The following is a 21759-nucleotide window of genomic DNA, read 5'->3' on the forward strand; positions in this document are numbered from 1 at the left end:
AAATTCCTTCACCACTTGCCTTCGGGGCAACGCGCGCCGAACAGCCGGGTCTTGAGATGGAGAAAGCAGCCGCAGCGCGCGCAGCTGGCGGTCGGCAACGTGCCGCCGCCAGGGAGCGGCGCCGAGTGCGCCTGAAAGTGTGGGCAGGCGCGGCAAAGCGCCAAGCGCGCCTGGACGGTCTCGGGAGGGGTCAGAAGTTTCATGGGTCGTCGTGTCGGTAGACGCGTGCGATCGCACGGTCGCGCACGGCCAGGGCCTGCGGCTGGGCGTCGCGCAAGGTGGTGATGAGCTGTTGCTTTCCGTCGTGCTCGCGGTACAGCAGCGCGCCGCGCGAAGCGGCATCGATGACAGCCTCGGGAGAGCCCTCACGCGGCTGCGGTGTGATGACCTGTCCACCCGGCAGTCCCACGCAGACGCGCCCATTGCGCGCGATCCAGACGGGAAGCGGGGCTTTGGTCGGTAGGTTCCACACCTCGCCCGACAACCGAATCAGCGCGCCCGGAATTGCGCCCACCGGGTAGGCGATGACTTGACGCCATTCGGCAGGCGACGCGCCGGCCAAGAAATACGTGCGCTTGGCGTCGGCCACGAACAATCCCGCACCGTCGTTGCCATCGGCCACCGGGGCGAGCAAATCCACGCGGCCGGCGAATCCCACGCGGTCGCGGCCGGGCTGCGTGAGCCCATAGCGCAGCGGTGGCGAAAACCACACCTCTGCGCCACGCGCGACAAACTGGCGGCCGTTATGGATACACAGGCCCTGTCCCGCTGGCAGCGGACGCAAGTTCAACGTTTCCAGCGCGCGTCCTGACGCCGGCTCGGTCAGCGTCAATTCCGTCACACCGACCGGCAGCGTCGCCGCGACGCGGAACACGCCATCGAGTCCGGAACTGAGGTACACGCGAACCCGAGGTACACGCAGCACATCCAGCGGCTGCGGCAACTGCGACAACCGCAGTCGGCTGTTCGCCGGTACTGCAAAGGCGACGGGGCTGGATGCGCCGGATTCGCGACCGCGCGCGTCCAGAAACGTCATAGCGAGCTGGTAGTGCCCAGCATCCAGGGCACCACCGGCCTCTATTTCGATGCGCGGGGCGCTTTCCGGCGTGGAGCACGCCCACGGCATCGCATCCAAGTCCAGGCCGAGCAAGCCGCACTGCACCCCGTTGCTCCACAACACCGAGTCGTTGAGCCGTTCGTAGGCCACGGGCCAACCGGGCGCGAGACCGTCGATCAAAGGTTCGGTTCGTTCGTCCGGGTGCAACGCGGTCAGCGTGTCGCCACTGACGAACAAACCCCACGGCCACGCTGCGTCCCCCCACGCGCTATGGACGCGGGTACCGGGGACCGCTAGCGTGTAACCGTCGCGGCGGTGCGGTTTGCCGGCGACATCGAAGTCAACGTTGTCGGCCTCGCGCACCGCGACCGGCGCTCCGGACTCGCTCACCGGCAGCGCCGTCTCGCCTGCGAGGTTGTTCAAGCCCAGGGGCCACCCGGCCCGAGGGGCCAGTTCGTCGTCGCGCACGCCCACGGTCAGTAGCCGCCGTAGCGCGTGGTCGAGCGCCGACGTTCACGATGCCGGCGCTGCACGTCGGCCGTGGGGCGTTCACCAAAGTTCAAGGTGAACTCGCGCAGGGCGAGCACCGCGCGCGATACATCCTCGATCTCGCGATCCTTGATCTGGAAAGCCCGGTACAGCATCCAGTCAATCAGCGCCTCGTGATGCTTGGGCGCGATCTCCGGCTCATCCAGCGGGTCGAGCAACGCACGCATCGGCGCGCGATACACCGCCAACTGCAACCGACCGGGCCGTACCGGGCGCGGCCACAGGTGGATTCGCGCGCGGCCGTCGTCCGCCAATACGCACGGAGTGCCAAAGCTGCTTTCCTGACGCGATCGCTCGCGTATCCAATCCAAGCCTTTGAGGTCGAGCGGTGCCGGCTGCGTCCCGTCCGACCAAGTGATCGTCGCCGAAACGACAAACAAGGCGCGCGCATCGAGTGAGTACACGCCTTGGCCCAACGCGAGCGTCACCGTTGTCACCTCGCCCGGCTCGTCGTCAAACAGAAGGCGTGCCCGTAGACACGCCTCCCGTTCGCCTTCCGTCGCCCAACCGGCGAGCGACGCATCAGTGATCAAGTACGGTTCGATTTCATCATCCAGGCGTTCGCGCGCCGTGGCGATCAAAGCGGCCAGATTCATCGCGCGCGCCCCTTCAACACGAAACCGTTACGTCTCATCGTCCGCGTCGTCGCCGAGATTCGCGGCCACGAGGTCGTGCCAAATCGCGTGGACGGTCTCTCTCTTGGCGCGAAAGCCGCACAGGCTGGCGACGACCTTCAAATCGGGCATCCCATCGGCGGTCAGATCGCCGGGCTGCTGCCGCTGTGCCAGGGTCATGAGCGCACCGCGGATCAGCTCGGACTCGTCCAGCGCCTTGACCGCCGTATCCGATGCGCGCGGCGTGACGACCTGCCGCGTTCGGATCGTGCGCTGGTCGCACTCGCAGCCTTGCGCAAGCGCCTCGGCATGGAACAGCGGGTGCAGTGGTGCCCAGTCGGGCCCCACATGCGTCACATGGCCGGTCGTCAGCGCCAGACGCGCACCATCGGGGTGGCGGAACTGCATTGAGTTCTCCTTGCAAAGTAAGGGAGGAAAGAATCGCGAGGTGCAACGCCGGCCTAGCCGTAGACTTCATCGGCGGTGCCCTTCACGACGTACTGCACGACCACGCAGCCGCGACCGGCCGTTGCGGAGGTGCCGACCGCCGTTCGTGTCACCCCGAGCCTGAGCCCCTGAGCGAACGGGCCGCCCAACGCGGTGAACGCCGTCTTCGCGGCGGTCTTGAAGTCGTTGTTGTCCAGAAACGATGCCGGCGCTGCGGCCGTTCCGATATCGAGCACGTCGGACGTGCCGGCGTTGGAGGGAATTTCGACAAGGTTGAATGCGGCGATGAGGACCGACCCCATCGGCAGCTTGAGCGCGGGTACGAACGTGCCCGAAGGCAGGTCGGCGAAGGTGTAGTCGAAAACGCGCACGCGCAGGTACTGCACGCTCACGGTGTCGGGCTTGCTCATAAGAGGCTCCTGAGAGAAGAAGGCCGCCTGCAGGCGGCCCATAGATCAGATCGCGTGATCGATCGCCATCACGCCGAAGTCTTCGACGCTGCCGCCGTCGTAGGACGAGGGGAACTGCGGCTTCAACCAGCCGCCCATCTTGTTGATCGACACGCCGTAGCGGTTCTTGTAGTCCTCGTCTTCCTCTTCCCAACCCGGAACGCCCAGGTCGGCCAAGGCCAGCGCCTGCGCACCCAGTACGAGCGTGCGCGAGCCGTTGACGTTGCCGCCGCCCCACTTCAAACCGAGTGCGGCGCCGAGCGTGTTGTAGACGCGGGCGTAGGGGTGAATGACGAGACCGTTCATCGTCACGATGGCACCCGTGAAGATCTTATTGGCCTCGCCGCGCACGTCCGCATTGACGATGGCACTGCGGAAGTCCGGGTTGCGGTACCACCGCGCCATCGTGTTCTCGTGGGCGAGAACGATGAAGTAGTCCTTGCCCGCGAGCCGAAGCGGCGTCATCCGCTTGGTGGCAGCGCGCGCCTTGATCTCAGGCAGCATGTCGTAGACAGGAAGATCGGCCGCCTCGACGGCCGACGTATCGCCCGCCACCAAACCCTCGGTTGCGTCCCAGCGGAAATGCCGGTTCGTGGTCGGCGGACGAACGTCGTTGGCGTATTCCAACTCCGTCCAAGGGTCTTGTCCCTCGGGCGTAGTGCGGGGACTGCCGTCCGTGTTGAACGCGTAGCTGACGCCCGACGCCGTGAGGATGGCCTGGTCTTCCCAGGTATCGGCCAACCACAGGGCCATCGCCTTACGCGTTGGACGGCGGAACTGCAGGACCGACTTTTGGTCGGCCAGCCGGCCCTTGTTCTTGATGCCGTTACGCAGCTGGTCGAAGTTGACACGCTGCCAGTGCGAATCGAGCGTGCGCTCGCGACCCTTGAGCTGGTTGTCGCCGACGACGCCGCCGCCGGTGATGCGGGAAATCAGGTGGAAGTAAGCACCGACCTCGCCCTTGGAGTTCTTGGACAGTTCGGTGATGTGCTCGATGATGGCCTCGGAGCCTTGGCCCAGCATCTTGGTGAAGAAAAACTTCTCGACGTACTCCTCGTACGCCTTGTGGCCCCAAGCAAGTTTCTGTTGGGGCTGCTGCCGGCCGAAATCGGTAACGGACACGGTGAATCCTCCCTGGCGGGATATGGTTCAAGTCATGGGCGTGACCTCTGTCGCGGGTCGTTGCGGAAGCGCAGCCAAGACGGGGCTGCGGGCCGGGGATGCCCTACCAGGGTCGCGTTCTGTGTCGCAGTACGCGCAATGCGGAAGCGTTGTACTCAACGAGCGAGCCACCCGTCCGGGGTGGCGCGGCATACTTCGGGTCAGGCCATGCAAGGAGCACGCCATGCCGGGATGGACCTATCTTCTGCTTTCCAATAAAGGCGAAGTGTACTTAGGCGCGACACAGAATTTGCGCCAGCGATTTCGTACTCACAACAGCAAAACCAACGACGGATGGACACGCGGCCGACGTTGGCACCTACTTGCGGTGCTGTTGTTTCCCACTCGGGATGAAGCCTTTGACCATGAAAAGGATCTGAAGACCCGCCTTCATAAAAAAAGTCAGTGGAAGGTTAAATGCATCCCACGGGCCGAGAAAATTCTGCGGCGCCACGGGTACTCGTTTGACCCGCACATATGGAGCCGCAGCTACCGAAAAAAGCTTGCTCGACTCACAGAGCCCGCGTCCCCGCCAACTAGCGGAGCAGAGGACTAAATAACGTCCTCACCCAAGAGGGCACGCTGTGTGCTCTCCGGAATCTTCTTGAAGTCCCCTGGCTTGATCTGCGCCAGATCGATGGTCAAGTCGCGACTGCCAGTGCCGGCCCCGCCCGCCACTTGGGGTGGGGCTGCCGACGCAGCTGCTGCCGCGCGTGCCGCAGTGGCCTGACGCGCCTGTATCGCTGCGATTCGAGGGTCAACGACCGATTCGGCGGCGCGCGCTGCTGGCGCAGTCCAACCAAAGGCTTCGAAGGCTTGTTCTTGCATCATCGCGATGAGCGCGTCGTCGTCGAGGGTGCTGTCACCCTCCGTATCCAGCGCCGTCAGTAGATCGGCCACGGCTTTCTTCCGGATCGGATTGCCCATGAATGCATCGTTAGCGGCGACCCATTGGGCGATCTTGTCGTTCCAGCGCGTCTGGGCGGCATCTTGAGCGGCTTGCTGATTCGCCGCGACGCGTTCCGCCTTTGCGACGTGACGGGCTTCTTCCACAGTAAGCGCGTTTCCCAGACCGCCGTATTTGCTCGTGAGGGCGTCGCGTTGATCGTGGTATTCGTCGGCATCCAGGTCGCCATCGTCCCATTGCTTCTTCAGCGTGGCGGTCTCTGTCTCCCACTGCGCCTTGATCTGACCGCGCTCGGCGTCGAAGTCCCGATCCGGTGCGCCGCCTGCAAGGGCCGCGTCGCGCGCATCGCGGTCGCGCAATTGTCGCTCCAGCTCGGAGACACGATTAAGCACTTCATCCAGACGCGGCTTCGGGATCATCGGCACCGCGCCGCGCACGGGCGCGGGTGTGTCCGTCTCCGACATGCTGGTTGGGTCGCCGGGCGGCAGCAGGGATTCGTTCGCGCCCTCTTTGGTAGATTCCTCAATGAGGTCGTCGTCGAACGCATCGGGATCTGCGGCATGCAGGGCTGCGCGCTGCGCCTCGGTGATGCGATGGGGGTTCAGGTCGGTCGGATCGATGTCGGCCATAGGACTCATGCGGTTAGGGCTTCAGGAGTCGCGGTCAGCCCGGTTCTCAATCCCCGGTCGGGATTGTCGGGCGTCAGCGGGTAAGTGTTCTCGGCGTGATCGACGGACCCAGGCGGATAGCCTGCCGGCGCGCTCGGGACGATAGGCGCGGCGTCTTGGTCTTCAAACCCGGCCGATCGCAGCAGCGCATCGGCGATGGCGGCGGTCTGCGGAATGGTCGAAATGATCTCTGCGGTCCGCAGCGCGCTGAACTGCGTTTCGACTGCCGCACTGACGGCCTTGTTGTGCGCCAGCCGCGCCTGTGCCTGCTTCAGCGCCGCCTCGGCCTCGGCCACCGGGTCCGCCTTGCCTTCGGCTTCTCGCAGCGCGTCGGCTATTTCCGACTTATTCGCCAGCGTTGAAGCCTTCACGATCAGGTGGTGGGGAATGGGAACGCCCATCTCCTTGACCATCGTGCGCAGTTGCTCGAACTGGCTGTTGTCGAAGGTGACGGTGTACGGCTGCTCGGTGACGGTCACGTCGTACTCACCCAGCGTCAGGTCGTTGAGGATCGTGCCGTCTTCCTGCGGCATGTTTAGTTGCAGGGGAACGCGCCGATCCACGCCGTAAGGGTCGGGCTCGCTGATACGGATGATGCGCGGGCCGCCCATGAAGCGCTGTACCAGCTTCCGCATCCGGGTCGAGACCAACTTGCGCGTGCGGCCCAGGTTGTCGAGCGTGACGCCCAGCGCCTGTTGCGCCGCGTACTGCCGCGCCTGGATCGCGACGCCGCTCATATCGGCCCCACCTTGCCCGTTCAAGCTCTCATTGATCGCTGTGACCGCCTGCATGTGGCCGGCGGCGAACTCGATCATCTTCTCGATGCCGGTCGGCGGCTGGTTCGGCTCGATCTTCTGGAACGGCTGGGTGTTGGGCTTGCGCAGGAGCACCAGGCCGGTTTGCGCGCCATCCTCGGTGAACTGTTCGTCGGTCATGTTCGCCAGGGCGTTCGCTTCGCCCTGCCAACCGCCGTTGGCACTGGCATTGACGATGTGGGCGTACTGGCTGATGAACTTGTTGAGGATGTCCTGGACGTTAACGGCGTTGTCCAGCATCCCGATGGTGCGTCCGCGCCGGAAGTACGGGTAGTACGGAACGACGGTGATGTGTTCGTAGGGACTGAGTTGGTCGTAAAGACAGACCTCCGGTGCGCAGACCTGCCAACGAACGCGGCGCATGCGCCGACGCGTCACGTAGACGCCCTGGTCGATCAGCCACGCCAAGTGCTCGCTCGGCAGACCCTCCACGATACGAAGATCGCCCGTGGGCCAGCGCGCGACCAGCGTGGGTTGATACTCGTTCGCCTGCCGGTCCACGATCCGATAGCGCCGCCACGGGCCTTCAGTGCCGTAGTAGCCCACGCTCATCGCATAGCTGGGCGGCATCGATGCGAAGCCTTCCCGGCGCACGCCTACATCGGTCCACCAATTGTCGGTATCACAATAGTTGCGGGACGAACCCACGATTTCCTGAGCCGCGGCGCGGCCGTAGTGCTGCTCGATCTCAAACGCGGTCAGCCAGCGGGTCGTCGTGCAGTCGGCCCAACTGTCGGGGTCGTAGCCCTTGGCGTCTGCGTCAGGTAGAACGTCCATCGGATCGAGCGTGATGATGCGCGGCTCACCTTCCTCGTTGTCCGAGTAATCCATCCGAATGTCGAGATAGCCCCGCTGCTGGATGATCCCGTCCATGAAGCAGTCAGTCTCGGCGTACCGATAATCTGTATTTTCCAGAGCGTGCTTGATGACTTTCGAGAGCACCTTGGCCTGGGCTTCGTCGGCCCGACCTCCCTTGGGCTGATAGGCCATGTCCACGCGGTTCTGAATCTGATAGCCGGCCGCCGCGTTGATGGCCTGCAAGCAGACATTCACCTCGTGCGCCGGTCGGCCCTCTTCCTCGACGGCGCGGCGGTCCTGCGCCCGCCACTGCCGCCCGCCGCCGAGGTAGTAGTCCTCCAGGCGACGCGCATGGTGCATGTAGGTTTCATGCCCCCGCGTGCGCAATTCCTCCAGACGCCAGAACACCTCGCGCGCTACGTCGCGATGGCGGGTCGTGTCGGTCATTGAATTAAAGGCTTTACAAAGAACTTGAGCGTTCAGGCCGCTTCGGTTTCACACAGGCCCAGGTCAGAGCTGCAACCCGATCCTTGCTGGCCTTCGAAGAACATCCCGTACTGACGACCCCCACGAGTGGTCCGAGACCACTGGACCAATGTGCGAATGCCCGCATAGGTTCCAGGCCGATCAACGTCAGTGGGGTCGGTCACAGCGGCAAAGAAGGTGGAAGACCGCCGCTTGTTCGTACTGGTCACCACGCGCTCCCAGCGTTCGATACGGTCGATGTGGTCAGGAAACCGTTCCGCGATGGTGCGCAACTCGGATTTGCGGCAGTTGATACACGGCATGCAACCCACCCGGCCCATACCCATCTCATAGAGAGGATTCGGTTTGAGGCCATGCTTCCTGTGCTGCGCCCACACGTCTTCCACTGACCACCGAAAGATGGGTCGCCACAGGTACGAACCCGAGTCATGGCGGTTGAATCGGGGCTGCGTCGCCCGGTTACGGCTCTCATCGGCCCGGATACCCAGCCATTGCAGGACGGGGCCTCGCTTCAACATCGGGAAGACCACTTGCGAGGTGATCGGGATTTCCTTCAGCTCGCTGGTGCAAAACTGCGCCATCCTCGACGGGAATCGCCCCTTGCTGATGCACAAGTCCAAGTAGGGGTTTCCGGTAGGCGCGTGCAGCGCAGCCGCTTCCTGCACGATCTCGTTCGATATGCCTTGCTTCGGCCACTCACGAAGGACGAACTCACGATGCCGGGCCAACTGTTTCGTGAAGTCGGCACGCACCGTTTCGACCCGAGGTCCGCCGGTTCGCTCGTGAAGCCTGCTTAGATACTCATAGACCGCCTCGTGCTCGTTCCCGGTGTCGGCAAAGACCGCTCGGAACGGACGACCCGACTCAATGGCCAGCAAATAGCAAGCCGTGGAGTCCTTGCCACCACTCACACTGACCAAGTGTTGTGGCTTGGCGCTCCGATGATCGCTCATAGAAGGCTTAGGCTGTCATGTGGTTGCGACGCGCGGCACGCTGCGCCAGGGCCAACTTGCGCTTCCACTCGGCAGACGAACTCGTCACCACCATCCGCGCACCGTCGTAGCCCTGCGCGAACTGGCGAAAGGCATCGGCATAGTTGGAGTGGCTGTCGTGAATCGGTTCGTCGGCGAACGCGCTGATGATCTTGTTGTAGCGCTTCCGGTAGGCCGCCAGTGAGGCCAGCCCATCGGCGCACTCGGTCTCGTCGATCCAGCACGACGCCATCGCAGCGCGCGTCTGTTGGATGCCGACGATCAGGGCATGGACGCGCGGCACGATCTGGAAGTTGTTACCGGGCATGGACTCGTTAAGCAATTGGTACATGGTCTTGCCGGTCTGACCGGAGTGGTGCGCGCCGTCGTGAGGGAGGTAGTGGGTGCCGTAGTGATAGCCGTGCTGCTGCTGAAGTTCTTGCAGCAAGGTCACGTAGTGATCGACGCCGTAGCCGCTGTTCTGATAGCTGCGAATGAAGCGATGCGTCAGTCCGATCTGCTGGTGAAACCAGATCGAATTGAAGTCGCTGTAGCCCAGATCCCAGAAGGTGTTGACCGGCACACCGGGGACATGCGGCACTTTCCCGACGCGCTGCTGAGCGCGCATCGCTTGCAACTCGCGGAAGTAGAAAGCGCCCTCGACGCGGTTGCCGCGCCACAGCCCGCGTAAGAGCGCGTCGCGCTCCTCTGGCGGAAGCATCATCAACGTCTCGCGATACCCAGTACCGCGAAGGTGACGGTTGTCGGCGAGCTTTGCGGGGATGAAGGTGCGGTAGAACGCCCGCTTGACCTCGCGGTAGCCACCCGCGCCGTCCTCTTCCTCGAAATCCATCTCCACCGACAGCCGCGCAGGGCCACCGGCTTCTTCGATGGCGAACCGCTCCATTACCCACCGCTGCCCGACGCCATCGGGGTTGGTGGTGGCGCGCATGTAGCGCGGCAGGTCGCGCGCCGTGGTGCGGTTGCGCGACAGCAGGTAGAGATAGCAGACCGGCGTCGTCCAGAGCGTCAGCTCATCGAAACCGATGACATTCCAGGCGCGGCCACGGTATTTGAAGCGGTCGTTGTCGTGGTTGAGATAGCCGAACTCGACCATCGCCCCCCAGGGCGTGCGCCAGCGGTGCTCGTTCTTGTCGTAGACCGCACCCTCGATGAAGGCCGGGTACAACTCGTGCGAGCGATCGATCAGGTCTTTCAGTTCCGGGAAGCTGCGCCGGAACAAGATCGCGCGGTGCTGCGGATGCTGGGGGCCGTTATGCGCCAGCGCCCAGGCGTCGATCAGCAGGGCGTCGGATTTGCCACCACCGGCCGCGCCGCCGTACAAAACTTCGAAGTCGTCGCAGGCCAGGAACTCGGCTTGTTTCGCGGTCGGCTGCCACACCACCTCCTCGTCGGCCGAGGAGTGATCCATGAGTAAGCTAAGTGAACTATGACCAAGTCATTGCTGGCCCGCGCTCGGCTTAAGCCGAGTTTCGTCACTGGTCAGGAGGCAGGCCGGTCCGCGAATTCATAGGACTGGCAGACGATTCGTCGGACAGTTCTCTCAGTTTGCTGTTTAGATTTCGGTATTCAACGGCCGGCATAGCGGCCATACGTCGGTGGAATGCGTCGAAGAAGCGATTCAGCGCATCGTACGCCTTGACCGCGACTGGCAAAGACTTGGCAACACCTTGTTCGTGCAGGGTCGTCATCAACTCATTCGGCGGTGTCTTCGTAAAACAGATTTCAACCAACGTCCCAACCTTGTCGATGGAGAGGACGAACAAGAAATGATAAATCTCGACGCAGCCGACCGGCTCTTGGCGCGCGTTCCAATCGTGCAGCCAGTGACGGTCCGATTCGGTCAGGCCGTCAAATCCGATCACCAATTCGCCGCCTTGACCCAGCGCCACACCTCGCCCGCGTGTCACGGCGAACTCGATCATCATCTGCAAATGATCGAGGTGGGCCAACGCACGCTGTGCGGTTCGCTCGATCGTCTTAGTCCACTCCAGTCGACGCTGCGCCTGCCTCGCTGCGCGGCGGGTCTGTGGTGACAGCTCCGAGTCACCCTTTGCGGTTGGGGATTTGCTTTCCAATTCGTCCCAAGAGACTCGACGCAATTCCAAGTGTTTGTGTGATTCCAACAGGCGGGCTATCGCGTCCAGCGCGGGGCCTAGGCCGGAACGGTCGAACCACTCAGTGAATCCAGCGCGCCGATCAGGTATGGGCTTGCGCCACGCGTCCAGCTCAAAGTGCAGGACGCGTTCCAACTGCGCGATAGCGGGGGCCGGTCCCTCGACCACTGCGGAATAGTTCAGGTCGAGTGCGACAAGGCCTAACCCTCGCAGGCGTTCCATTGGTCGGTGCGCGATCCCCACCTTGAACTGCGTGGCATTCGTTGGCACCGCGATATAGAGGCAGCGCTTCGCCATCGGCGAGGTAGGTTCGATGGATGACATGGACTCGACGGACATAGGCGAACTCCGCAGGCAGGGCGGCATAGGCCGCCTGCTCAGGCTAAGGCGTTTCGCGCGCCTCGACGAGTCCTCGATCACGCTTTGTTGCTGCTCACGACCCGGAGGGCTTCATCAATCGAAACGGGTCCATCCGAGTCGGCACGACCACCGGCAGGGGTAGCGATTCGGCCGACTGCACATCAATCGCATCCCGATGGACGTTTTTAGCCGGTACGACCACTACGCCGACCCGATGCGTGTGGGTCACTGCCTTTTTCTTCTCCGGGAAAGCGTTCAACAGCTTCAGTGCTGTGTTGATCGCCCCTAGCTTGTCGGCGAACTTGAATTTGTGGATCTCGCCGACCTTCGTTCGGTCGCTCCCACTGCCTTCGTACAAGTCGGCGACATCGACGGCGGTCACGAACTTACCGGCCGCCTCCGGCCAAGCGCTCGGGGGCTTCAACGCCCCTGTTTCCGGATCAAACAGCTGCGTGGGATCGGCGAACACGAGGGCCGCCAGCTCGCGCATGACCCCTTCGACCGTGAGTTGCGCTACCGCTAAGCCGCCGCCCACCAGCCAATCGGCCACGGTGTTTACGTCCGGGTGCTGCGCCAGTCTGCTGCTCTGCGCCTTGGCCGCTTTATCGGAGTACCCGGCCGTCAACGCCGCTTGCACCAGGCTGGGTGCGGTTGGAATGGCCAACGCGAATGCAGCTTGTTTGACCGATAGGCGTCGGTAGGCGGCGATGACCGACTCCGGGGCCGAAGACATCTTGTCAGTCATCGAATCCTCGGTCTTCTGAATGGGTGCCGCTGGCGTCGAATTGCATCGCGTGCGCGATTTGACGACCGATCCATGCCACGACCGGCACCGCAAAGCTGTTTCCCAGCATTTTGTAGCGCGGCCCATCTGCCATCGGCTTGCCGAGTGCGTTCGGCGTCAACGTCCAATCGTCGGGCGCTCCCTGTAGCCGTTCGCACTCGCGGGGCGTGAGGCGACGCACGGCGCTGTGCTGTGCAACGCAGGGCGCGGCATCGCCCTTGCCGGTGCTGCCCGACTGCGCATTGAGCGCGGCCGCGACCGCGCCCATGTCGCCGCGACCGTTGCGGGCAATGCGCGGTTGAAAACCATAGGCAGTCGCGATGGGCGCTGCGCGACTGCGGTCCGAGCTGGTCGTCAACGGGTTCGCGGTGTCCGTTTCCGCGAAGGAGCCTTGCTTATAGTCGCTGGCGACGAAAGCCGACTCAACCCGCGCGGTGTCCTTCGGCCCACCATCGCTCAGGGCAAGGTACGTGGATTGCTTAACGCCTGGGCGGGCCGCCAGCGCACCGGCCACGTTGAGCGGGCGCACTTCATCGCGCTGGTTCTGCGTGAATGCCATCGGGACCAAGGGCGTGCCGCGACCGGTTCCGTCCTCACTGGCGTCGAAGCCGGCACCACGCAGCGTATGCGCGACGGGCTGGACAATGAAGGTCTCGGAGTCGAAGTCCATTCGCCCACTGGGGCTAGCACACGCGGTGCGCGCGGTCGCGACTTGGATCGCTCCGGCAGTGTTGTTGCCGCCAAAGGCCAATGGCACCACCAAGCCCGCGCGCGCGTCCTGAGTCGTGGCCGTGCAAGCCGACTTGTTCTTAGCTTGGAGCGTCCCCGCGATCAACCGTTCTCGGTCGGCAACATTTGGGCCTGCGCCGCCACGGCCTCCAACGCACCTTTCAGCGGTTCCGGCAGCGCCTTTCCGCGCTTCGCGGCTCGGCGCAAGATCCCCGCGCAGGCGGTCGGACTCAAGTAGTACCGGGGGGCGACCGGCCCAGTCTCCAGTATCGAGGACAGCGAACACGCGGCGGCGCCGCTGCGCCACTCCGAACCACTGCGCGTCCAGCACGCCCCATTCGACAAGGCCGCGGGGACCGAGCGCCACGCCTTCCGTGCCCCAGCCCTGGTCGGGGGACGAGAGGTCAAGTCCTGCCATGTGCCCAACCACGACTGCAAAGTCTCGGCCTCGGTTACTGCTGAAGGCTCCGGGGACGTTCTCCCAGACAAGCCATCGTGCCCCGCAAAGAGATCGTGCTGCATCAAAGATTCTGAGTTGCTCAAAGAACAGGCCGGATCGCTGGCCAGCCAGCCCCGCACGTCGCCCTGCGACGGACAGGTCTTGGCAGGGCGAACCGCCGACCACAATATCGATACGACCCAACGCGGCGACCATGTGCGGCGTGATGCCCACGACGTCGCCAAGGTTCGGGACACCGGGCATGCGGTGCGCAAGTGCCGCGCACGGGGCCGGATCAATCTCGGCGACGCCAACGCAGTCCCAGCCCAACGGCCCCCAGGCCAGTTGGGCGGCTTCCATCCCGGAGAACAGCGACAGATAGCGCACCCTGCGCCGCCTGCGCACGCGCCTGGACGATTGGGCTGAGCGCTGAGGCGTCATCGTGATGCCTTGGAGACGAAGTGGGTTAAAGCGCGATGACACGGTGATCGTGCAGACGCCGCAGACACTGCTCGCAGGCGCGGCGGTGCAACTCGCACTGCCGCAACTTCTGCGCCAATGCGGGGATGACCGACTCGCCCAACGCGTCGAAAGCGGCCGGGTCGTCTGCGGCTGATTCCCAGCGCACGCCGGTATCGCCTCGCTCATCCACACACGGAACTAAGCAGCGCGCGTCGCACAGCGCCGGGGGTGTCCCGGCGCTGGGGGCGGTACTGCAACCGGCGAGTGCGATCACCAGCGCGGCTAGTGCAGTGCCCTGATGGTTCAAACGACGACTCGCTCCAGTAGCCTACGCAACCGTCGATTGACTTCGCGCTGCCTTTTGACGCGATCTTGCAGATCCGCGTGTAACGGCGACTGCGCTGATAACACGGGCGGCAGCACGTTGAAGGTGGACGCGACGGCACTGCCCGGTGCTTCCCGCGCCAGTACGGGCAGCAGGCACTTGACCAAGCGATCGATCAGTTCGTGACTGGTAAGTTGCTCTTCCCCCAATTCCACGCATGCCGCGACGATCGAACTCGGCGGTGAGTTCGGCTCGCTGGTCACTGCCGACATCGGGCGTTGCGCTTCGACCGCCGCTGTCAGCGCGCCGCAGTTAGGGTCGAACTTCGGACTCAGACTCGTCTCCGGTCGCTTGTGACCCAAGCGTCCCTCGCCGCTATCCGGCTTCAGCATCATCAGCAGCACATGGGTCTCGATCAGGGCGGATACTGCGTTCTTCTGCATCACTTCACTCTCTCTTGAGAGGGCTCGGACGGCCCGAGCCCTTGGTTGACTGCTTGAATGCGTGCGGCTCCGGGCGCGCACTGCGTAGGCAGCGGCGCTTGGCTGGCTGCATGGCGGTAGACGGTGCGTGTGGCGCGTCCGCGCTCAACCAGCGCGTCCAGTTCGATCAGCAGCGCCTTGTTGTCGCGCGTAGCGTCCGTGGCGAGCGCCTGGACGGTGGTCAGCGCCGCGCCCAGCGTGCGGTTCTCGATCCGCAGTGGTGCGGTTCTCGCCCGCTCCCACTGCCACAGGTTGAGCGACAGGCTCGCCAGCAGCGCGAGCGCCAGGACCAGCGTCCAACGACCCGCCATAGCCTTGAAAGCGGCGACGGCCGCGATCACGTCGGGCGTCCAGAGCGCTTACGCGCAGATCGATCACGAAGACGACGCCAAAGGACGCGTACCTGGGTCGCGCGCTGCGCCAGTAGCTCCAGCACAGCACGCGCTTGCGCGGTCCAGCCCAGGCGCTGCGCATAGAGTTCGACGGCAACGACTGCGCCTGCGATCTTGGCGGCCCGTAGCGACCACACCGCGATGCCGATGCCGCCCAAAGGGAGAAACGCCAGTGCGACCACGCCGACCGCGAGGATCAGCAGGCTGAGGTTGAACACGAGCGACCGAACACCGCTGCCATGAGCGCTGAGCAAGAACGCGCCGCAGACCCAGGCCACGACCGCGCACGCCATGCCATCAACCACCGACAGCACGGCGATCATCGCGAGTCCCCGCTGTCATCGTGATCGCGCCCCTGCGTCCAGAACGCCAGCAGTGCGTCGAAGGCCCGATCCAGCTTCGCCGGCAGCCACACACGCAGCACACGCCACAGCAGCGCCAGCAGGCCCGCTCCGGCCTCGATGGGAATGTCGTCTACGCCAAAGCGATGCAGCGGCGTCAGCTTCACGACGATCACGAACAGCCAGCCGCCGATGAGGGCATCCGACACGATGCCCAGCAGGCGCACCGGAATCTTCGAATGCGATACCGCAGGACGGGCGACGTAGCTCAAAGCCGCACCGATCAGCGCCGCCAGCAGCGCCTCAAGCGGGATGCCCAGCACCAGCAAAGTCGCGCCCGTTGCTGCACCGGACGCCGCCGCGACTTGGCTAGCGAGCGCGGCGGCGGTCTGCGTGGACGGATCGCTCATGCCACGGCCTCCAGCGCGAGTCGCCATGCCCGCGTGAAGCGCTTCGCACACTTCGCGCGACCCTGCGGCGTACGCGCTGCGCCAGGACGCCAGTTGCGCAGGTAGTAGGCGAATGCGGCCGCTTCCGAACGCAGGTCCACGGTCGGCAGCGGCGCTGGGTCGCTGCGCAGCAGCAAGCGCGCGAAGCGACACGCCAGCAGATCGTCGATCTCGACACGGCGGTGAACTGCGCCCGCACTGGCGGTGATGCGCGCCTCCCGACACAGGGTCAGCGCCTGGGCATGCGTTTGCGGGTGGTGGAGCACGCCATCGGCGCCGGCCACTTCGAACTGCCACAGGCCACGGGCCGGCCCTGGTTTCAACGCTGTGCCCTGGCGGCGAGTAGCGAGGTTGCTTTCCTGGATGGCGATGGCCACCAGCAGCGCGATGGCTTCGCTGCTCGCCCACGAGGCGGGGAACTGCGCCAGGGCAGGCGCGATGACTTCGCGCATCAGCGCGGTCGGGGTAGCCGGTAAACGGAGCATGCGACGTCCTGAGCAATGCGCTGCGCCCGCCGCGCCGCTGAGGCGGGTGACGTGCTGCGCTTGGGGAAGGCGGCCAGTACGGCCGAAATGAAGAAGCCCCCGACCGAGGGGAGCGGTCGGGGGCTTCGGGGGGAACCCACCCCGGCGTGGGAGTGGGCGGGCGCTGGGTCGAGGGGGAGGCGTAATCGACCCAGCGTGGCGAAGCGTAGGGGATGGGGGTGCGCTAGGTCAAGTATTCTGAACCTAATGATTTTCGCCTACGGCATCGGCCTCGGCGCGCACGCGAGAAGTTCCTATCCAACGCCTATGCGCGGCCCGATGAACGCAGTTTTCGATTCGTCCGCATCGATCACCGGAGTTATCCACAGAAAACGCCGCCTACTACAAGGTTTTTATATAAGCAAAAGCTATAAGCAAGAGCTATAAGCTTTAGGGGGGCACTAACTCAGCGTATTTTGGGGATCGCAATTCCTCCAAAACGGGGACTGCGATTCATCCTCGTGGGGGTTCTGATTCATTGTGCATAAGTGCCTTTATCCTCAGGCTTATCCACAGTTTCGGCACGAATAAACGATGCGTTTATCCTTAAAAAACGCCGTTTTTGTTTCGCGCACGACGATGCCTTCGCGCAGCTCGCTGCGCAAAGGATGGTGATCGCGCCCGACACGGCACGAAAGGTGGGCCACTCCGCTATCCGTCGATGCGGGGTGGCCGGCTGGGTTGAAATGAATTAGCTGGTCGCTACAAGGCCCCGTCGCTGCCCGGCATGCCTATCACCGGGGATGGCGAAGGCGTCAACAGATAGCCACCGAAGACCGGCCGCACCTGCGCCTGCGGATACACGATCAATACGTCGTGCATGCTCTTTCTGAAATTACGCTTGAATGCCCTCTTGTCGCGGTACTCATGCCCGAACTGGCCGCGCAGGCTGGCCCAGTGGAGTACGCCTGGATGCTCCAAGCGGTGCAGTCGATGCGCCAGCCACGCGTACACGTCCAATGACAGCGCGCTGTCTTGAATACCGCGCAGCGCGCGGATGTCGAGCGGAACCGCGGAGTCGCGCAAGCTGGCCGCGAACGAGCGCGAGATCGTAATCGAGCCTTGCCAAGGCTTGCGCGAGTCAGACGCCGCGCCCTCCACCGATGCGTCTTCAAATACTGAGACCCATCCAGTGGCGCGTCGCGTGCCCGCCGATCCGGACGTCGGTCCATATCCAATCCACAGCCGACAAGCGGCCAAGGCCGCCAGTTGCTGATTGAATGCAGTTCCGGCCCCGCGTTTGCCGCCGCTAGGCTCGATGCACAAGGTTTCGATCAGGAACTGCCGAAGTGTCGCGCCTAGATCGATGGTTCGATTGTGTGTATGCAGGTACGTGCGAATCAGATGCAGGAGCAACAGTCGCGGTCGGGTGCCGCATGGCAAGCCCGGTGTGATGGTCTGCGTCCCGTTCCATAAGGTGCCCGCTTCCAGCTGCAGGCTGACGTTTCCACTGCTTCTTTCAAACACATCGCCCTCGGGCGTCGACCTGGGCAGCCCCACGCGGCAGAACGCGGAATGCAGGTACGCCACTTGATGACGAGCGGGCGGTGTTGCGAGGATCTGCGCGCCAAGTTCGGCGAGCTTTCTTTGCTTGCGTCCGTCATCGCGCGGCCCCTGTTGTTTCGCAGCCGCCAGAAACGCTTGGCGTGCATCTAGCGACTTGGCTTTACGCGGTGCCTGTCGGCGAGCGGAACGGTCACTGCCTTTCCTGCCGGGGATATCTGGTTTGACCTTCATACGGTCTCCGTGGGGTCGTCTGTACCCAGGTGGCGCAGCAGCAGCACGGCTCCGCGATGTTCCAACTCGCGCAGCAGCGCCAGTGCGCCCTCGTGGTGGGTGTTGAGGTAGTTCCGGAACGGGTGCTCGCCGATCGATAGCTGCTGCGCGCGGCGCTTCTTCGACCAGGGCATGACGCCCTGGCCGATGCAGTGCTCGCAGCTCAGGAAATCCGCGCGAGCGCGACTGCCGCCCAATCCGGTGAGCTGAAGGCGTTCGCCGAAGCCGTGGCAGGCGGCACAGTGGTTCGGCTGGCGAAACTCATCGATCACCGCGCGCGACCAGGCGCCAAGAAAGCCCGGTGCAAGTACCCGCTGAGTCAGCGCATCGTCCAAGCACTCGCGCGTCGCGTACTGCCCATCCGGCAGCTGCGGTGCTTCGCCGCCATGCACCCAGGCGGACAGCCATTGCACCAGCTCCGCGTCTTGGCGCGCGCGGTCACGTTGAATTCGGATCGCGAGTCGGGAGCCGATGAGATCCGCCAGTCGCCGGAAGGCCAACGTTTCGGCGGGCTGCTCCACGGGTAAACGTACCGTCGACGCCTGCAGATCAGCGGGTGCTCGCAACGCAGCCTGCCTGGGTGAGGACGGCACTACTGGAGCCGCTACCGGCACCGTTCGATGGCCGACGACGCGGGCAGGGCCTTCGAACAGGCCCGGCCACCATCGTAAGCACAGCACATGGACCGCGAGGCGCTGGGCCGCGCCAGCTTGTCCGGCCGCGCCCAAGGCGCCCGCAATATCCATCGCCGTCTCCCGCTGCGGCGCGGTACTGCGCGCGCCGTTAAAGGGCTCGGTGATGCCCTTGGGATGCAGTCGCGCCAGCATCTTGGCGACGTTACGACGCCGGAACGGAAGGGGGTGAGGGTCTGTCATTCGACCTGCTCCCTTCCGTAGATGCGGCTGTACTCAGGATCGAAGTCGCAGCCGGCCTTGAGGAAACGAGCGGGCGTCTTCTTCCCACACAGCGCGCGCCCCCATGCCTCGCTGCTTCGGTCTCTGTAGGTGCAGCAGAAGCATCCGCCGCATGCTTTCACTTTCTGCACCAGCACCCGCCCTTGACGGCGCTGCGTCGCCCGCTCAGGGCGAGTCATAAAGTCCGCACTCATGCCACACCCCTTCCAAACCTGGGGAGCGAGGCCATCACATCATTTTCCCGTACTGTTCTTTCGCTTCGCACGAAGACACTCCTTTGACGTGGGAATCACTCGGTTGACACTGGCGACCAAAGAGCATTGGCTGCTTATGGCGCTAGGTGCATTAAACTGTACCTAATGGGCACCAAAAAAAAGGCACCTCTTGGGCATCCAAGTAAGCCAGGAGCGCGTCTCGGGCTTCAGTCCACTCGTAAGCGACTACGGTGGCAAAGCCGTGGCCATGAACGAACCGTCCGAATGCCAGTTGCTGCGGAGACAGCCCGCCGCGGATCGCGCGGCGTTCACCCGGTCGCTTAAATTCCATCCAGAGCCCCGCATAAGGCGTTACGCCAAGCGGATGACGCTGCACGGGCAACAGATAGTCCCAGACCCCTCTGCGGACGCCTTGACGCTTCAGCTCCGCCCCGGTCATTGCGGAGCGGGCTCCGCCATTGGGGATATGGAGAAGGAAAGCCAATTCCGGTCGACCTGCCTTAGACATGAGATCCGCCCAGCGCACCAGCGCGCGCCCATGCGTGGCCTCCAGGTCACCTCGCTTCGTCCGTTCGCGCTTCACGCGATCGGACGATCCGATCTGCCGGATCAACGAGCTACCGTAGCGCCGCTGCGCCCTCATGCGATCTCCTGCGCACCCAGGCGCCGGATAGCGGCACGCAGACCCGCCGCAACTTCGCCAATCGGAGTCGTAGCGTCCAGGGTGCAAATGAAGCCATCCGCGCAGACGCTGCTGGCGTAATCCGGGTCACCGGATTGCACCGCATGCACGTCGCCTAATGAATCGAGCACAAGTACATAGGGCGCTTCGCCGGCGCTACGCTGAGTGTGGCCCACCCTCCGAACCAGTTCGGCAGCCACGAGCCAGATATTGCCCAGCCGGATTCGGGTGACATTGAGCGGGGTAGGGAGCGGGATAACGGTGCTGCTGCCTTCGGTGTCCTTCACTTGAGATCCTTTCTCGTTTTTCTTCAGGGGGCCTCCCCCTTTCTTTCTGGCGCGAGCTTCAATGATTCACCCGTCGGCCGTCTACACATTCAGATTCAAGCGGTTCCGACGACGTTAAGCAGGTCGTCAGGACTCAAGAAGTGATCACCGGCTGTGCCCTCAATGCACACCACCGGATTGCTGGCCGCAAGGTTCGGGAGCGCCGAGCACATTGCGCTTGAAAAGTTGACGCGCGTCACAATATTCGCTGACGCTCAAGTGGGTCGCTCCTCCTCGATTGCTCCCCTCAGCCATCGAATCAGCTCGCCACTTGGGCGGACTAAGAGAGGGCGTGAGGCTGTGGCCTCACTGCCTATTAATGAGCCCGTCTCACTAGACGATTGCCTTATAAAAGCGCTTTAAGTCTGATGGAAAGAGAGATAAAAGGTGATGCCCAGACCTACTAAGACCCCTTCCTTTCCGTAATAGAATTCCCAAATAGGTACCCCGCAGATAGGTTAAGCTATCTCGCATTAGGTGCGTTTTAATAAACCTTCTTCTAACAAGATCGGCAACTTATGACTAAGCGTCCTCTCCGCACTGCCGCAGTCGCCCATCCACGAACGACTGGCGCAAGGATTCGTTACGCACGCCTAGACTCCAATCTGTCGCAAGAAGCACTAGCGGCAGGCATTTCCAGCATTACCAAGGTCAAGATAGGCAAAAGCTTAGTCAGTCAATGGGAGTGCGACAGCATCGCCTCCCCAAGCCCTGCGAACCTCTTTGCGATCCAGGCAGTGACAGGGTTTTCCGTCGAGTGGTTGGCGACGGGGTCGGGCGAACAACGCGCCAACGTCCGATCCGCTGAACTTGACATAGACCGACTGAAGCTCGTTCTCAAAGCCATCGCGCCTGACCGAACGGGCATTCCCCGCGAAGCCCGCGCCATCGCCCTCCTATACAAAGTCTTGACCAGTTCGCCCAGCATGTCGTCGCCGCTGCTGGCAGAGATGGCTCAGGGCATTAAGTAGCACACCTCCCATCCCGCTCGGCCTTGACGAGGCACATTTCCGCCCATAAGGTACAGAATACTGAACCTAAAGGCAAAGCGGCATAATGGATGCGCGACTGATCCGAGCGAAGACCGTCATGGAACGCACCGGGCTCGGGCGAAGCACGCTCTATGCCCGAGCCCAGGCGGGCACATTCCCCACGCCGGTGGCGCTGAGCCGCGCCATGCCCGGATGGGTTGAGAGCGAAGTCCAGGCCTGGATCGATGAGTGTATTGCGCAGCGCGACAAGCGCTTCGGCCTCGTGCCGCGCGTGCGGCTCGTACCCGCCCAGCTCCTCCGGCTTAAAGCCGTTATTGAAAAAACTGGGATGAGTCGTAGCAGCGTCTACGCGCTTGGCAGCGGCGATGCATTCCCTAGGCCGGTTCCGCTGGGGGGCGGCATTTCTGCTTGGGTCAATGATGAAATCCAGGCATGGATCGCCTCACGGATCAACCTGCGCAATACGAAAGGCGCTTCGATCCGGTCTGCGGCTTGACCGCAGTGAAG

Annotated in this window: 25 protein-coding genes; 3 read left to right on the forward strand and 22 right to left on the reverse strand. The window is 63.5% G+C overall.

Annotated features, from left to right (window positions below):
• Positions 1-8 precede the first annotated feature (8 nt).
• Genes ACTOWJ_RS27810 through ACTOWJ_RS27835 form a run of 6 tightly spaced genes read right to left on the reverse strand, consistent with a single transcriptional unit; the run spans position 9 to position 4238 of the window.
• Positions 9-203, reverse strand: coding sequence for a hypothetical protein (locus ACTOWJ_RS27810; protein ID WP_441337884.1), 195 nt, complete (start codon positions 201-203; stop codon positions 9-11).
• Complete coding sequence (locus ACTOWJ_RS27815) at positions 200-1531, reverse strand: hypothetical protein (RefSeq protein WP_441337885.1); 1332 nt, start codon at positions 1529-1531, stop codon at positions 200-202. Before ACTOWJ_RS27815 ends, ACTOWJ_RS27810 begins: the two co-directional genes overlap by 4 nt.
• 2 nt (positions 1532-1533) lie before the next feature.
• On the reverse strand, positions 1534-2202 hold the full coding sequence (locus ACTOWJ_RS27820) for a phage adaptor protein (protein ID WP_441337886.1): 669 nt from the start codon (positions 2200-2202) through the stop codon (positions 1534-1536).
• Between the two features lie 27 nt (positions 2203-2229).
• Positions 2230-2628 (reverse strand): hypothetical protein, encoded by a 399-nt coding sequence (locus ACTOWJ_RS27825; protein ID WP_441337887.1) that lies wholly within the window; start codon positions 2626-2628, stop codon positions 2230-2232.
• Positions 2629-2681: 53 nt separating this feature from the next.
• Positions 2682-3077: a hypothetical protein gene (locus ACTOWJ_RS27830; RefSeq protein WP_441337888.1), complete on the reverse strand. Its 396-nt coding sequence runs from the start codon at positions 3075-3077 to the stop codon at positions 2682-2684.
• Positions 3078-3122: 45 nt separating this feature from the next.
• Positions 3123-4238, reverse strand: coding sequence for a phage capsid family protein (locus ACTOWJ_RS27835; RefSeq protein WP_441337889.1), 1116 nt, complete (start codon positions 4236-4238; stop codon positions 3123-3125).
• 223 nt (positions 4239-4461) lie between these two features.
• Here ACTOWJ_RS27835 and ACTOWJ_RS27840 point away from each other — a divergent pair, with 223 nt between their 5' ends.
• Complete coding sequence (locus ACTOWJ_RS27840) at positions 4462-4833, forward strand: GIY-YIG nuclease family protein (RefSeq protein ID WP_441337890.1); 372 nt, start codon at positions 4462-4464, stop codon at positions 4831-4833.
• Here the strand turns inward: ACTOWJ_RS27840 and ACTOWJ_RS27845 are convergent.
• The 16 genes from ACTOWJ_RS27845 to ACTOWJ_RS27920 form a co-directional block, all read right to left on the reverse strand.
• Positions 4830-5813 carry a hypothetical protein gene (locus tag ACTOWJ_RS27845; RefSeq protein WP_441337891.1) on the reverse strand — a complete coding sequence of 328 codons (984 nt, stop codon included), beginning with the start codon at positions 5811-5813 and terminating at the stop codon, positions 4830-4832. The genes ACTOWJ_RS27840 and ACTOWJ_RS27845 overlap by 4 nt on opposite strands.
• A 5-nt stretch (positions 5814-5818) precedes the next feature.
• Positions 5819-7912, reverse strand: a complete 2094-nt coding sequence (locus ACTOWJ_RS27850) for a portal protein (RefSeq protein ID WP_441337892.1) — start codon at positions 7910-7912, stop codon at positions 5819-5821.
• Positions 7913-7944: 32 nt separating this feature from the next.
• Positions 7945-8904 carry a phosphoadenosine phosphosulfate reductase domain-containing protein gene (locus ACTOWJ_RS27855; protein ID WP_441337893.1) on the reverse strand — a complete coding sequence of 320 codons (960 nt, stop codon included), beginning with the start codon at positions 8902-8904 and terminating at the stop codon, positions 7945-7947.
• Between the two features lie 7 nt (positions 8905-8911).
• Positions 8912-10267, reverse strand: coding sequence for a terminase large subunit domain-containing protein (locus ACTOWJ_RS27860; protein ID WP_441337894.1), 1356 nt, complete (start codon positions 10265-10267; stop codon positions 8912-8914).
• A 151-nt stretch (positions 10268-10418) separates the two neighbouring features.
• A complete protein-coding gene (locus ACTOWJ_RS27865; RefSeq protein WP_441337895.1) occupies positions 10419-11399 on the reverse strand; it encodes a GIY-YIG nuclease family protein in 981 nt (326 codons plus the stop codon).
• A 94-nt stretch (positions 11400-11493) separates the two neighbouring features.
• Positions 11494-12165, reverse strand: a complete 672-nt coding sequence (locus ACTOWJ_RS27870) for a terminase small subunit (protein WP_441337896.1) — start codon at positions 12163-12165, stop codon at positions 11494-11496.
• On the reverse strand, positions 12158-13759 hold the full coding sequence (locus ACTOWJ_RS27875; protein ID WP_441337897.1) for a DNA cytosine methyltransferase: 1602 nt from the start codon (positions 13757-13759) through the stop codon (positions 12158-12160). The genes ACTOWJ_RS27870 and ACTOWJ_RS27875 overlap by 8 nt, the downstream gene beginning before the upstream one ends.
• A gap of 378 nt (positions 13760-14137) precedes the next feature.
• A complete protein-coding gene (locus ACTOWJ_RS27880) occupies positions 14138-14602 on the reverse strand; it encodes a hypothetical protein (protein WP_441337898.1) in 465 nt (154 codons plus the stop codon).
• Positions 14602-14982, reverse strand: coding sequence for a hypothetical protein (locus ACTOWJ_RS27885; protein WP_441337899.1), 381 nt, complete (start codon positions 14980-14982; stop codon positions 14602-14604). The genes ACTOWJ_RS27880 and ACTOWJ_RS27885 overlap by 1 nt, the downstream gene beginning before the upstream one ends.
• Complete coding sequence (locus tag ACTOWJ_RS27890) at positions 14979-15356, reverse strand: hypothetical protein (RefSeq protein ID WP_441337900.1); 378 nt, start codon at positions 15354-15356, stop codon at positions 14979-14981. The genes ACTOWJ_RS27885 and ACTOWJ_RS27890 overlap by 4 nt, the downstream gene beginning before the upstream one ends.
• Entirely contained in the window at positions 15353-15784 is a 432-nt protein-coding gene (locus ACTOWJ_RS27895; RefSeq protein WP_441337901.1) for a hypothetical protein, read from the reverse strand. Before ACTOWJ_RS27895 ends, ACTOWJ_RS27890 begins: the two co-directional genes overlap by 4 nt.
• Positions 15781-16275: a hypothetical protein gene (locus tag ACTOWJ_RS27900; RefSeq protein WP_441337902.1), complete on the reverse strand. Its 495-nt coding sequence runs from the start codon at positions 16273-16275 to the stop codon at positions 15781-15783. The genes ACTOWJ_RS27895 and ACTOWJ_RS27900 overlap by 4 nt, the downstream gene beginning before the upstream one ends.
• A gap of 774 nt (positions 16276-17049) precedes the next feature.
• Positions 17050-18084 (reverse strand): replication protein RepA, encoded by a 1035-nt coding sequence (locus tag ACTOWJ_RS27905; RefSeq protein ID WP_441337903.1) that lies wholly within the window; start codon positions 18082-18084, stop codon positions 17050-17052.
• Positions 18081-18998, reverse strand: a complete 918-nt coding sequence (locus ACTOWJ_RS27910) for a hypothetical protein (RefSeq protein WP_441337904.1) — start codon at positions 18996-18998, stop codon at positions 18081-18083. The genes ACTOWJ_RS27905 and ACTOWJ_RS27910 overlap by 4 nt, the downstream gene beginning before the upstream one ends.
• A gap of 384 nt (positions 18999-19382) precedes the next feature.
• Positions 19383-19895 carry a hypothetical protein gene (locus ACTOWJ_RS27915; RefSeq protein WP_441337905.1) on the reverse strand — a complete coding sequence of 171 codons (513 nt, stop codon included), beginning with the start codon at positions 19893-19895 and terminating at the stop codon, positions 19383-19385.
• Positions 19892-20221: a hypothetical protein gene (locus ACTOWJ_RS27920; RefSeq protein WP_441337906.1), complete on the reverse strand. Its 330-nt coding sequence runs from the start codon at positions 20219-20221 to the stop codon at positions 19892-19894. Before ACTOWJ_RS27920 ends, ACTOWJ_RS27915 begins: the two co-directional genes overlap by 4 nt.
• 557 nt (positions 20222-20778) lie before the next feature.
• On the opposite strand from ACTOWJ_RS27920, the gene ACTOWJ_RS27925 reads away from it, so the two are divergent.
• Both ACTOWJ_RS27925 and ACTOWJ_RS27930 read left to right on the forward strand, forming a co-directional pair.
• Complete coding sequence (locus tag ACTOWJ_RS27925) at positions 20779-21231, forward strand: helix-turn-helix domain-containing protein (RefSeq protein WP_441337907.1); 453 nt, start codon at positions 20779-20781, stop codon at positions 21229-21231.
• Between the two features lie 85 nt (positions 21232-21316).
• A complete protein-coding gene (locus ACTOWJ_RS27930; protein WP_441337908.1) occupies positions 21317-21748 on the forward strand; it encodes a helix-turn-helix transcriptional regulator in 432 nt (143 codons plus the stop codon).
• Positions 21749-21759: the final 11 nt, after the last annotated feature.

It is taken from the genome of Lysobacter sp. CA199 (genome assembly GCF_052078715.1).
Taxonomy (GTDB): Bacteria; Pseudomonadota; Gammaproteobacteria; order Xanthomonadales; family Xanthomonadaceae; genus Lysobacter.